The organism is Ensifer adhaerens (assembly GCF_013283195.1).
GTDB classification, from domain to species: domain Bacteria; phylum Pseudomonadota; class Alphaproteobacteria; order Rhizobiales; family Rhizobiaceae; genus Ensifer; species Ensifer adhaerens_G.
This window is the reverse complement of sequence record NZ_JABEKT010000001.1, coordinates 1333673-1346740: the sequence shown is the minus strand read 5'-3', so window position 1 is coordinate 1346740 and position 13068 is coordinate 1333673. Positions and strand designations below refer to the sequence as shown.

The window sequence follows — 13068 nt, the reverse complement described above, 5'->3', positions numbered from 1 at the left end:
GTCGAGGGATGATCAGATGTGTCGGGAGGTCCGATTAAGGGGCGGAGATCCTGCTTCATGCAGGTTGCGACATTTGGTGAAATTGCCACGCATCATTTAAGGAGGCGTGAATATTAGCCGGTTTTCTTGGGGGTCTTTATTGCTGCGTCTTTCCCGCCGCAAAGCTCGCTTGACAGCGAAGGGGCTTGCCATAAGGCCAGCAAGCCGCCATGAGAGGCACATGTCAGAAGATCGTCAGAATGAAGAACACAAGAACAGGGTCCGCCTGGACCAGTTGCTGCTCAACACGGGACTGGTCGCCAGCCGCGCCCGTGCGCGCGACGCGATCCAGCGCGGCACCGTCAAGGTAGACGGCCGCACGGTCACCAAGCCATCCCTGGCTTTTGCCGAAAGCGTGACCATCACCATCGACGATCCGGCGCAGGATTATGTTTCGCGCGCCGCGCTGAAGCTTGCCGCAGCGCTCGATCATTTCGGGCTCGATCCCTCAGGCGATAGCTGTGTCGATATCGGCGCCTCGACCGGCGGCTTCACAGAGGTGCTGTTGAAGCGCGGCGCCGAGCATGTGGTTGCAATCGATGTCGGCCATGGCCAGATCCATCCGCGCATCGAGAGCGATCCGCGCGTTACCAGCATCGAGGGCCTCAACGCCCGGGCGATGACCGAGGACGACATCGACAACCGCGACGTCACCTTCATCGTTTCCGATGTGTCCTTCATTTCCTTGAAGCTCGCCTTGCCGCCGGCACTCGAAATGGCGCTGTCCGGCGCGCACTGCATCCTGCTTGTCAAACCGCAGTTCGAGGCCGGCCGCGATGCGATCAGCAAGGCGGGCCTCTTGAAGGATCCCGACAGCGCACCCGCTGTTGCCGCCGAACTTGAGCGCTGGCTGGTCGAAGACATGGGCTGGCAAAGCCTTGGCCTCATCCCCTCCCCAATTGCAGGCGGTGACGGCAACGTCGAATTCCTGCTGGCCGGGAAAAAGCCATGAGCACGCAGACCCTGACGATCGCCCGCCTCGGCGCGCAGGGCGACGGCATCGCCGAGACCGAAGACGGTCCGGTCTACGCACCCTTTACTCTGCCGGGCGAAAGTGCTGCCCTTGCGGTCAACAAGTCCCACGGCACGCTGATCTCGCTGCGCGAAGCATCGCCGGATAGGGTCGAGCCGCACTGTCGGCACTTCGGCCCGGATGGCGAGAACGGCACCTGCGGCGGCTGCACGCTGCAGCATGCCGGCGATCCCCTCTATCAGACGTTCAAGCGCGACCTGGTGATCAACGCCCTGAAGTCTAAGGGCTTGAAGCCGGACGTCGCGCCGCTGATCACAGCCCATCCGGGCGAACGCCGCCGCGCCGTCTTCACCGCCCGCAAGACCGAAAAGGACCTGCTTCTCGGCTTCAACCAGGCGGAAAGCCACCACATCGTCGCGATTTCGGAATGTCCCGTCGCGAGCCCCGGCATCATCTCGCGGCTCGCCACCATCAGCAAGATCGGCGCGGCCATGGCGGTCAACGCCGAGCCGTTCCGCATCACCGTTCTCGAAACGCTTTCGGGCCTCGACCTCTCGGTCGATGGCATCAAGGGATTTGGCGACCGCGAACGCCGGCGCACGGTCGAGACGGTTCTTGGCGAACGCGGCATCGCCCGCGTCAGCCTCAATGGCGAGATCATCGTCGAGCCGACCAAGCCAATCATCGAATTCGGTGGTGTCTCCGTCTCGCCGCCCCCCGGCGGCTTCACCCAGGCGACGCTTGCGGCCGAAGAGGCGATGGCTGCCCTCGTGCTCGATCACATCGGCAAGGCGAAGCGTGTCGCCGACCTCTTCGCCGGCAGTGGCACATTCGCCCTTCGCCTGGCCCGCAAGGCCCGGGTGCATGCAGTCGAAGGCGAAGACAAGGCGCTGAAGGCGCTCGACTTTGCCGCCCGCAACACGCAAGGGCTGAAGCCGGTTACGATCGAAAAACGCGATCTCTTCCGCCGGCCGCTGATGGCGCAGGAGCTGAAGGTCTACGACGCCATCGTCTTCGACCCGCCGCGCGCCGGTGCCGACGTGCAGTGTCAGGAGATTGCCCGCTCCGGCGTCAAGAAGGTCGTCGCCGTCTCCTGCAATCCGATCACGCTTGCGCGCGATCTCGCAATCCTCGTTGCCGCCGGCTACCGCATCACCTCGGTCACGCCGATCGACCAGTTCCTCTGGTCGGCCCATGTCGAGGCCGTTGCCACATTGGAGAAATAGAAAAGGCCCGGATCTCCGGGCCTTTTCTCATTGTTCGTGCCGATATCGCAGCGTTACGCCGCGCGACGACGGGGCGCCGGCGCATGGGCGCTCTGGGTGTTGCCGAGGTTGAACTGGGCAAGAAGCGCGTTGAGCGAAGCTGCTTCGGAGGCAAGGCCATGGCTTGCCGCCGTCTGCTCTTCCACCATCGCCGCGTTCTGCTGGGTGCCCTGGTCCATGGTGTTGACCGCCGTGTTGATCTCTTGAAGACCGGTCGATTGCTCTCGCGTCGCGGTCACGATCGCGCTCACATGCTTGTTGATCTCCTGGACCTCGGCAACGATCGTCTGCAGCGCCTTGCCGGTATCGCCGACCAGCGTCACGCCGCTGCGCACCTGTTTGCCCGAGGTGGTGATCAGCGCCTTGATCTCCTTGGCGGCATTGGCCGAGCGCTGAGCAAGTTCGCGTACTTCCTGCGCGACGACAGCAAAGCCGCGGCCCGCATCGCCTGCCCGCGCCGCCTCGACGCCGGCATTCAGTGCCAAAAGGTTGGTCTGGAAGGCGATCTCGTCGATGACGCCGATGATGTTGGAGATTTCACCCGAGGACTTCTCGATGGCGTGCATCGCATCGACGGCGTTGGCAACGACCTCGCCGGACTTTTCGGCACCAGCCCGGGTGCGGGCGACCAGCGAACCGACTTCCTCGGCGCGGCGGGCGGAGTCCTTGACCGTGGTGGTGATCTCTTCGAGCGCCGCTGCCGTCTCTTCGACGGAGGCTGCCTGTTGCTCGGTGCGGCGGGCGAGATCGTCGGCCGCCGAGCGGATTTCCGTCGCGCCGGCATCGATGCCGCGGGCGTTCGCCCCGACGGCGCAGAGCGTGTCGTGCAGCTTGGCGACCGAGTTGTTGAAGTCGGCGCGCAGGCGGTCGAGACGATCGGCGAAGGGATTGTCGATGCGGTAGGCGAGATCGCCGTCGGCAAGACGGCCGAGACCGGTTGCCAGACCATCGACGGCCTGCTGCACTTCGGCTGCCTCACGCGCATCCCGCGCCTGGCGTTCCAGACGCTCACGCTCCGACAGCGAACGGTTCGCATCCGCTTCGTCTTCGAGCTTGAGCTTGGCGATGGTCGCATCACGCAAGACCTGCAATGAACGGGCGAGATCACCGATCTCGTCCTTGCGTTCTGCTTCCGACAGGTCGACATCGGTCTTGCCGGCAGCGATTTCACCGGTGACGCCGATGACCGCTGCAACGCGCTTGCGGAAGCGGGTGGCGAGCGTCCAGCCGACCAGGATCATGATCAGCGCTGCGACGGCGATAACCGCGACGGAGATCATTGCAAGCTGCGAGAGACCGGCAAACACGGTCGCCTGCGGCACCGATACCACGACGTACCAGGTCGTATCCGGCAGAAGCTTGACTGGCACGGCAACGGCGATATGCACCGAGCCATCCGTATGGGTGAGTTCGAGCGCATGCTCGGTCTTGCCCAGAAGCTGCCCCCAGCCGCCGGCATCGAGCCCGGTGTCCTTCAGCGATTTACCGAGGAATTTCTCGTCAGGGTGGCTGATGATGCTGCCGCCCTGGCTGACCAGCGAAACGAAACCGGTACCGAACGGCGCCAGCTTGCCAAGCTCCTTGGAGAGCTGGCCAAGCGCCATGTCGACGCCATCGACGCCAACGAAGGCATTGTCGAGCTTCAGCGGCACCATGATCGACGTCATCAGCACGTCCTGGCCGTTGATCTTGTAGAAGTAGGGCTCGGTGATCATGTCAAGGCCGGTCTTCTTGGGAACCTGATAGTAGTCACCCGCGCCCGGCTTGTCGTAGTCGATCAGCGCCTCGTGGACGATCTGGTCGCCGGAGCGCGCGATGTAGGGGATAAAGCGACCGCTGGCGTCATGGCCCGGCTTGCCGACATATTCCGCATCCTTGCCGTCGAAGGCGTTTGGCTCCCAGGCGGTGCTGAGGCCGACGGCCAGAGGGTTGTCGCCGATCAGCGTCTTCAGCAGTGCGACCGTACCTTCGCGAGATGCGGTGCCACTGTCCTTCATGGCGTAGAGGGCGGAGCGCATGTTGCTGGCGAGCGTCTTCGTCTCTGCGAACCTCGCTTCGACATTGGCAGCACTTGCATAGGCGGCGTTGGTCATCTCCGCGATGCTGCGCTCTTTTAGCTGCTGGTAGGATAGCCAGAACACGATGGCAGCCGTGACCATACAGGTCAAAAGGCCAGTCATTACGATGGCAAACATGTTGCGTGCGGTCGCAGTCTTAAGAATCACCGTTCGTCTCCCTTCGCGCGATCGCTTGAAAAGCGGATCACGAGCAAACTTCGAACGCGTGATGGAAAAGCCAAAACACGCGCAGCGTGAGGCAGGTGTCTGGAACACAGCGCGGCGGTCCTGAGGCGTTTTCAGGAGATGGACCCGATCGGCGGATGTGCGGTGCGAAGTCATTTCGCGGCAATCGGACGGTAGGCCCCGACACTTTATCAAAACGTAAAAAAGCAGAGTTCGAACAACGAATTACGGTTTCCGCGCTGGATTTTCGAGAAGCGGCGTCAAAACGCAAAGACCCGGGGTTGTGCCCCGGGTCTCATTTCGCATCCAGGATGTTTTATTATGCGGCGCGACGGCGCGGTGCTGCGGTCGGCGCGTAGGCGCTCTGGGTGTTGCCGAGGTTGAACTGGGCGAGAAGCGCGTTGAGCGAGGCGGCTTCGGACGCCAGACCATGGCTTGCCGCCGTCTGCTCTTCCACCATCGCGGCGTTCTGCTGCGTGCCCTGGTCCATGGTGTTGACCGCCGTGTTGATCTCCTGAAGACCCGTCGACTGTTCGCGCGTCGCAGTGACGATCGCGCTCACATGCTTGTTGATCTCCTGGACTTCGGCAACGATCGTTTCCAGTGCCTTGCCGGTATCGCCGACCAGCGTCACGCCGCTGCGCACCTGGTTGCCCGAGGTGGTGATCAACGCCTTGATCTCCTTGGCGGCATTGGCCGAACGCTGCGCCAGCTCACGCACTTCCTGGGCAACGACGGCAAAGCCCTTGCCCGCTTCCCCGGCGCGCGCCGCTTCGACGCCGGCATTCAGCGCCAGGAGGTTGGTCTGGAAGGCGATGTCGTCGATGACGCCGATGATGTTGGAGATTTCGCCAGAGGACTTCTCGATCGCATGCATCGCCACGACGGCGTTGGCGACGACCTCGCCGGACTTTTCCGCACCGGCGCGGGTGCGGGCGACCAGCGCGCCGACTTCCTCGGCGCGGCGGGCGGAGTCCTTGACCGTGGTGGTGATCTCTTCGAGCGCCGCTGCCGTCTCTTCGACGGAGGCTGCCTGTTGCTCGGTGCGGCGGGCGAGATCGTCGGCCGCCGAGCGGATTTCCGTCGCGCCGGCATCGATGCCGCGGGCGTTCGCCCCGACGGCGCAGAGCGTGTCGTGCAGCTTGGCGACCGAGTTGTTGAAGTCGGCGCGCAGGCGGTCGAGACGATCGGCGAAGGGATTGTCGATGCGGTAGGCGAGATCGCCGTCGGCAAGACGGCCGAGACCGGTTGCCAGACCATCGACGGCCTGCTGCACTTCGGCTGCCTCACGCGCATCCCGCGCCTGGCGTTCCAGACGCTCACGCTCCGACAGAGAACGGTTCGCATCCGCTTCGTCTTCGAGACGAGCACGTTCGACCGCATTGGCCTTGAAGACGGCGACGGCAGCAGCCATCGAGCCGATCTGGTCGGTACGCTCTTCACCGGGAATTTCGACGTTGTGGTTGCCCGAAGCGAGCTTTTCCATCGCGCCGGTCATGTCGGTGACGGGGCGGATGACCAAACGGTTGAGGAAGGTTGCAAGGAAGACGAGCATGACGCCGACCGCAAGAATGGTCGCGACGGTGGCGGCAATGCGGAACTGATCGATCGCGGAATAGGCGACATCGGCATCGATCACGAAGCCGACATACCATTCGACGGAAGGCAGGCCCTGAACGGGCACGAAGCTGACGATCATCGGCTTGCCGTCGAGTTCGGTGTTCATGATGCCGGAGCTGATCGTCGGTGTGTCGATCGGGAAGGCATCGGCAAGCGTCTTGGTAACAAGCTTGGAATCCGGGTGGACGAGGATCTGACCGTTCTTGCTGGCGAGGAAGGCAAAACCTTCACCGCCGACGTCGATGCCCTTGACCATCGAGACCAGTGTTTCCAGCGAGAAGTCGCTGCCGGCGACGCCGTATAGCTTGCCGTCACGCTTGACCGGGATGGCCGCGCTGATGATGAGTTCACCGGTCGAGGCGTCGACATAGGGCTCGGTGAGGACGCGCGCGTCGGCCTTTACCGCCTGCTGGTACCACGGACGCTGGCGCGGGTCGTAGCCGGCGGGCATCGGATTGTCAGGCCAGGTGATGAACTTGCCCGCCTCGTTGCCGACATAGGTCGACATGAACTCGCTGGTCAGGACGTCGTTCTTGAGGATCGGCTGGACGCCGGCGTCGTCAGCCGCACGGCCGGCGGCATCGGCCACCATCGCCGTCAAGGTGACGCGACCGTTCAGCCACTTGGCAACGCTCTGTGCCGCCTGATCGCCGGAGGACGAAATGTTTTCTTCGACGGCCTTCGTCGTGGTGTCGTACTGGAGGCTGTCGATGTAGACGGAAAAGCCGGCGAAGGCGGTGACAACGACACCGGACGCGGCAACCAGAATGCGCGTCATGAGGTTCGATCGCTTGGACAAGATGGGCTCCTAACAGGGGCCGGCGTGCTTCGCCGGACATGAGCTCTCGATGATTTTCACGCGCAGCATCGCTCAGCCGCCGGAATGGCGGTTGGGGCAAGCCTCGGGAAAACGTTGAACATGCCAAAAGGCGGAAGCGGCCATGCTTCATGCGGCCGGGGCCACCCTCGTGAGGATAGGCCTATCGCGCCGCACGCTAGCGTTTGCTATTTAAGAAGCGATTAAAATTGACATATGCGAGTTCGGGATGCCGGCAGCAACGCGATCTTCACAATGGGACGGCTAGAAGGTCGCCCCCGCCTTTGCATTTCAGGCGCCGAAAACGACGTCTGGCAGAGATTTAGCGGCGCATGAAGGCTTCAAAGGCCGCCCTCGCCTCGGCGCTTTTCAGCTGTGCTGCGAAGTGCTTCGCCTCTTCGTCGATGCGCGCCAACACGTCGCTGCGGTCGCCGCGCACGAGATCGCGGGCAATACGCAGGGCCTCCGGCGGCTTCTTGGCAAGGCGGGCGGCGAGCGACAGGGTCTCGTCTTCGACCGCATCCTGGCCGACGATCTTCCAGATCAGGCCGGCCTCGAGCGCATCACGCGCCTCCAGCGGCTCGCCGGCGGCAAGCAGGGCGAAGGCCCGCTGGTGGCCCATGACGCGCGGCGCGATCAGGCTCGAAGCCGCTTCCGGCACCAGAGCCAGATCGACGAAGGGCGTCTTGAAGACCGAACGGGCAGAAGAGATCGTCAGATCGCAATGCAGGTGGATCGTCGTGCCGATGCCGATCGCCAGCCCGTCGACACCGGAGACGACCGGCTTGGCCGCGCTCGCGAGAGCCTTCAGAAAATCGATGACCTCCGTACCCATCGAGCCGCCCATGGCAAACGCCAGGAAGTCGGCCATGTCGTTGCCGGCGGAAAAGCAGCCGTCAGTGCCGAGAAACGCGGTGACGCGAACGGCCGGATCGCTACCGGCGACGGTCAAGGCATTGGTCATCTTCGCGTACATGTCGCGCGTGATGGCATTCTTCTTTTCCGGCCGGTTGAGGCGGATGACCTGAACACCGGGATAGGCGTCCGGACGCTCGACGAGGACGTGGTCGGTCATGATATTTCCTCTCAACCCAAGACAGCACGTGCGGCAGCGAGGCTGTCGGCACCGGTAACGACACGATCCTTCAAGGCGGAGGTTTCCGCCAGCATGTTTTCGGCGGCGAACCGGCTGAGCGCGATGCGCTGCTCGTCCTTGCCGTCAGACGCTTCGGCAAGACCACCCTTGGCAAGGTAGGCGCCGGTCAAAGCGAGGCCGAACAGGCGCTGATAGGCAGTGGCGCCTGCCAATGCCTCGGAGAGCTTGCCGGCTGACACGGCCGCGAGCAGCCATTCCGTCGCATCGGAGAGATCGTCAAGCGCTGCATCGAGCCGCGCGGCCGTCGCGCCGAAACCTTCGCGGTTGGAGGCGCTGACCGCGGAAGCGATCTCGCGCAGCTCGGCGACGAAGCCGCGGACATGCTCGCCGCCCGAAAGCGGCAGTTTGCGGGTGACGAGATCGATCGCCTGGATGCCGTTGGTGCCCTCGTAGATCGGAGCAATGCGGGCATCGCGCAGGTAACGGGCGGCCCCCGTCTCTTCGATGAAGCCCATACCGCCGTGAACCTGGATGCCGAGCGAAGCAACGTCGACGCCGGCATCGGTGGCGAACGACTTGGCGATCGGCGTCAAGAGGCTGGAGCGTTCCTGCCAGTAGGTCGCCTTGTCGCCGTCAGCGTGGCCCATGTCCACCGCATGGGCGCAGGCATAGGCGATGGCGCGCGAACCTTGCGTCAGGGCCTTCATCGTCAGCAGCATGCGGGCAACATCCGGGTGCTCGATGATCGGGCTCATGCCTTGGCCGGACCAACCGAGCGCCTTGCCCTGCGTGCGTTCTTTGGCAAAGGCGATCGCCTTCTGGGTGGCGGCGTCCGCGATCGCGACACCCTGCATCCCGACCGCAAGCCGGGCGTTGTTCATCATCGTGAACATGCAGGCAAGGCCGCGGTTTTCCTCGCCGATCAGGTAGCCGATCGCACCCTTTTCAGCGCCGAACTTGCCGTCGCCGTAAATCATCGTGCAGGTCGGCGAACCATGGATGCCGAGTTTGTGCTCCAGCGAATGGCAGAACAGATCGTTGCGTTCGCCGAGCGAACCGTCGTCATTCACGAGGAACTTCGGCACCAAGAACAACGAAATACCCTTGGTGCCCGCAGGCGCATCCGGCAACCGCGCGAGCACAAGATGGACGATGTTGTCGGTAAAGTCGTGTTCGCCCCAGGTGATGAAGATCTTCTGGCCGAAAATGCGATAGCTGCCGTCGTCGCGGCGCTCGGCCCGGGTCTTCAGAACACCGAGATCGGAGCCGGCATGCGGCTCCGTCAGGTTCATGGTGCCGGTCCACTCGCCGGAAACCATCTTCGGCAGATAGGTCGCCTTCAGCGCCGCGGAGCCATGCTTCTCCAGCGCGTCGACGGCACCCATTGTGAGCGTGGGCCCGAGCGCGAAGGCCATCGAGCCGGCATTCCACATTTCCATCGCCGCGACATGCAGCATATGCGGCAGGTTCTGGCCGCCGAATTCTTCCGGCGCCGTTAGCCCGTTCCAGCCGCCGCCGATCCAGTTGTGGTAGAGATCGCGCCAGCCATCCGGTGTCTGGACCTTGCCATCGACGAGGCGCGAACCCTGCCTGTCGCCGACATCGCCGAGCGGCGCCACTTCCTCGGTCGCGAACCGTCCGGCCTCCGACAGGATTGCATCGACGAGGTCTTCGCCGAGATCGCCGAGGGCGCCGCTTTCCAGCGCGCCAGCCATGCCGGCCACGTGCTTCAAGGTGAACGCAATCTCGTCAACGGGTGCCTTGTACATGATGATCCTCCCAGATTCCGGGCCGCTCACGCGGCCGCCGGCGCATCTTCGTTTGGCCGAACACTATTGATTTTTACGTAAACGTCAACGTCAATTCAGACCACCATACGGTGGCTGCCGGCGCAGGCCGCACCGTAACAAAACTGTCATCAACGGCGCATAGAAGCCAGTAACGATGGCTCTCGCCAAGGCGTTCACATGAACCTGATTTCCCCAGAAATACCCGGCCTCGTCTGGGCCTACCGCTTCCTGCCGGGCGAAAGCCGATGCCAGCGCATCGCCAACGATGCCTCGATCGACGGACTGCTGAAGGGCGACGGCTGGATCTGGCTGCATCTGGCGCTGTCGGACGCCCGCACGCCAGGCCTGATCGAGCGGATCGGCAACCTGCCGCCGGCCGCGGTGACGACGCTGACCAGCCACGATACCCAGGCCGCAATCACCGTGTCGGACGACATCGTGCATGGAACCCTGGTCGATTTCGAGCGTACGTTCGACGCGGTGACGAAAACGATCGGCTGGCTGCATTTCGCCGTCAGCGACAAAGTGATCATCACCACCCGGCTGCACCCGCTGCGCAGCATCGACCGAGTGAAAGCCGCGGTCGAAAAAAGCACCAAATGCGCGCGGCCGATCGATCTGTTCGAAATGCTGGTGGTGGAATTCCAGCGCACGCTGATTTCGCTCGTACTGGAGTTGACCGAAGAGCTGAACGTTATCGAGGACCACGTCTATGGCGAGGCCGGCCACCGTCAGCAGCCGGGCCTGGCGCCGCTCCGCCGGACCGTCGTGCGTCTTCATCGGCACCTGCGCACGATCCTCGCCCTGCTTCGGCGCGCCGGCGCGTCGGAGGAAGACGAGGTGCCTCCCGGCTTCATCGACGTCACGGAGCGCCTTTCGGATCGGCTGGAGGCTGTCGACCGCGACGTCTTCGCGCTGCAGGAGCGCGCCCGACTGTTGCATGAGGAGATCGACAGCAAGATATCCTCGGAAACCAACCGGCACCTCTACATCCTGTCACTGATGACGGCCTTCCTGCTGCCCCCGACGCTGGTCACCGGCTTTTTCGGCATGAACACGGGCGCGCTTCCCTTCGCCGACGGCAGCGGCACGCTGTACGCGGCGCTGTTCATCGGGCTTTCGATGGGCCTTGCCTGGTGGATCCTCCGGCGGATCGGCATTCTCTGACCTTGCCATGAGAAAGGCCGGAGATTGTCCGGCCTTTCTCATCGTCTATTTCCCTAACACTCAGCTGTAAGGCGAGTAGCACTGCCGTCGCGGAGCGCCACGGGGCTGATAGGTGTTGTCGTAGGCACGATAAGACCGATAGCGGTCATAGCACCACTGCACGTGGCGGCTGCCATAGGCAGGAGCGGGACGCTCGTAGCGCGGCGGCTGGGCGATCGCACCGCCGACGATCACGCCGGTGCCGAAGGCGGCCATCGGGTACCACCAGCCATCGTAGTAGCGATATCCGGGCCTGCGATAGTTATAACCGCGATAGCCATTATAATAATAATATCCGCCGCGGCGTTCGTAGCCGGGTCGGCGATACTGGATCTCGGTTGCGTCGCTCAGGCGTTCGACTTGGCGCTCGACACGCGGCGGAGCCGGCATGAAAGCCTGGGACGGCGCGGCCGACGTCATCAAGACTGCCGAAGCAATCACTGTGGCGAACCAATTGCCCGTCATTGTTCTCATTTAACCCTCCATAAGAGCCATGCGCGCTTCCGGCGCCTGCGAACCACCATCACGAGTTCTGTGCGATCTCATCCCGTTTCGGCACCGCGCGCCGGCGTCGCCTGATCGAAAGAAGCGAAATCGTCCATCAACGCCTAAGTGACGGGTTTTGTTCCATGATCCGGAACGAAAAATCGCGCCTCCGCCGACGCGACGGCGCATCGTGAGACGCTGGCGTACCAATCATGAGAGGCCCCTTGCGCTTCTGTGACGCTACAGACAGGGCAATGGCCGCGCGAAATGACGGCAATAATAGGCGCAGCTGATATACAGCCACAAGTCTCTATACATTCGTCGCGGTCTCAAGCACAGTCGGCTCGGGGACTGGGATTTACGATCCATTAACTGTAGTGTCGGCAATCTCACTGAATGGCAAAGCGGTATATCTCCACTGTACGGATGATTCTGCGCCTCGCGACCCTTCTGGGTCTGGCATTCGCGGCGGCAAACGCGCGCGCCGGTGAGCTGGAACCCTGGAAGACGAAATCAAACGCCATCATCGTCGATGCCTATGAGATGAACAGCATCGACTGGGAGGCAATGTTTGCCGACAAGCGCATCTCCGGCTTCATTGCCAAGGCTTCCGACGGTCTGCCGGAAAGCTTCTCCTGCACCGGCGATCATGGTGGCGACACGTTTGCCCACTGCAAGACGATGTGGCGCAAATACGCGGTCAGCCGCGAGCTATATCAGACACGGCGGATGATCGCGCGCTCCCATGGGCTGCTCTGGGGCGCCTACCATCTCGCCCGCCCCGGCAACCCGGTCGATCAGGCCAACCATTTCCTCGACTATGCGGAGCCCCGCGACGACGAGCTGATGGTGCTCGATCTCGAAGGCATCGACCCCAAAAAATACATGTCGCTCGAAGACGCGGCGATCTTTGCCGGTCACATCAAGACCCGCACCGGCCGCTATCCGATGCTCTACACCAACCATGTGACGGCGAAATACATCGCAGCCAACCGCTCCAGGTATCGGCTGCTGTCGCGGCTGCCGCTCTGGTATGCCCGCTACAAGCCGGATATCCGTCAGGTTTTCCCGATGGGCAACTGGGACAGCTACGCGCTGTGGCAGTTCTCGTCAGGCGTCAATTGCGGCAAGCGCCGCTGTCCCTATCGTGTGCCCGGCACGCTCGACGACATCGACGTCAATGTCGCCGCGATGACCAGCACCGCCTTGCGGTCGATCTGGGCGGACGGTGTCTTGTTGCCGGAAAAACCGATGCCCCTCGTTCTCTTGGCGAAGGCCGACAAAGGGGCCGGCGTATCCAGCTCTGCCCAGGCAGAGGCCACAATCGAAACCCAGCCGCTGCTCATTAGCCGCGCGGAAGCCGCCAGCGCTGCGGGCGAAGGCGTCGACATGATGGCGACCGGATCGATCGATTTCGGCCGTCATGATCGCGCGGTGCGGCTGGCTGCCGCCAGCCGCTGACGGGCCTACAGGCCCGTGCGTCTTTTCAAACACACGAACGTTGCTGTCGATCTCCCAATCGCTGCAGGGAGG

The 13068-nt window shown here is 63.1% G+C and carries 9 protein-coding genes; 4 read left to right on the top strand and 5 right to left on the bottom strand.

Annotated features, from left to right (window positions below; translation table 11 throughout):
• The first annotated feature begins 220 nt into the window (after positions 1-220).
• A complete protein-coding gene (locus tag LPJGGPFB_RS06220; RefSeq protein WP_173419201.1) occupies positions 221-991 on the top strand; it encodes a TlyA family RNA methyltransferase in 771 nt (256 codons plus the stop codon).
• Positions 988-2238 (top strand): class I SAM-dependent RNA methyltransferase, encoded by a 1251-nt coding sequence (locus tag LPJGGPFB_RS06215; RefSeq protein WP_173419200.1) that lies wholly within the window; start codon positions 988-990, stop codon positions 2236-2238. Before LPJGGPFB_RS06220 ends, LPJGGPFB_RS06215 begins: the two co-directional genes overlap by 4 nt.
• A gap of 53 nt (positions 2239-2291) precedes the next feature.
• Here LPJGGPFB_RS06215 and LPJGGPFB_RS06210 read toward each other — a convergent pair whose 3' ends face one another.
• The 4 genes from LPJGGPFB_RS06210 to LPJGGPFB_RS06195 all read right to left on the bottom strand — a co-directional run bounded on the left by LPJGGPFB_RS06210 (position 2292) and on the right by LPJGGPFB_RS06195 (position 9822).
• Entirely contained in the window at positions 2292-4502 is a 2211-nt protein-coding gene (locus LPJGGPFB_RS06210; RefSeq protein WP_345790977.1) for a methyl-accepting chemotaxis protein, read from the bottom strand.
• Positions 4503-4839: 337 nt separating this feature from the next.
• Positions 4840-6939, bottom strand: a complete 2100-nt coding sequence (mcpU, locus tag LPJGGPFB_RS06205) for a methyl-accepting chemotaxis protein McpU (RefSeq protein ID WP_173419199.1) — start codon at positions 6937-6939, stop codon at positions 4840-4842.
• A 340-nt stretch (positions 6940-7279) separates the two neighbouring features.
• Positions 7280-8032, bottom strand: a complete 753-nt coding sequence (locus LPJGGPFB_RS06200) for a crotonase/enoyl-CoA hydratase family protein (protein ID WP_173419198.1) — start codon at positions 8030-8032, stop codon at positions 7280-7282.
• A gap of 11 nt (positions 8033-8043) precedes the next feature.
• The gene (locus tag LPJGGPFB_RS06195) at positions 8044-9822 is read right to left on the bottom strand and encodes an acyl-CoA dehydrogenase family protein (protein WP_173419197.1); all 1779 of its coding nucleotides are present in this window, start codon (positions 9820-9822) and stop codon (positions 8044-8046) included.
• A 198-nt stretch (positions 9823-10020) separates the two neighbouring features.
• Here LPJGGPFB_RS06195 and LPJGGPFB_RS06190 point away from each other — a divergent pair, with 198 nt between their 5' ends.
• On the top strand, positions 10021-11010 hold the full coding sequence (locus LPJGGPFB_RS06190) for a transporter (protein ID WP_173419196.1): 990 nt from the start codon (positions 10021-10023) through the stop codon (positions 11008-11010).
• A gap of 60 nt (positions 11011-11070) precedes the next feature.
• Here LPJGGPFB_RS06190 and LPJGGPFB_RS06185 read toward each other — a convergent pair whose 3' ends face one another.
• On the bottom strand, positions 11071-11514 hold the full coding sequence (locus LPJGGPFB_RS06185) for a BA14K family protein (RefSeq protein ID WP_173420960.1): 444 nt from the start codon (positions 11512-11514) through the stop codon (positions 11071-11073).
• A gap of 417 nt (positions 11515-11931) precedes the next feature.
• On the opposite strand from LPJGGPFB_RS06185, the gene LPJGGPFB_RS06180 reads away from it, so the two are divergent.
• The gene (locus LPJGGPFB_RS06180) at positions 11932-12996 is read left to right on the top strand and encodes a glycoside hydrolase family 25 protein (RefSeq protein ID WP_173419195.1); all 1065 of its coding nucleotides are present in this window, start codon (positions 11932-11934) and stop codon (positions 12994-12996) included.
• Positions 12997-13068: the final 72 nt, after the last annotated feature.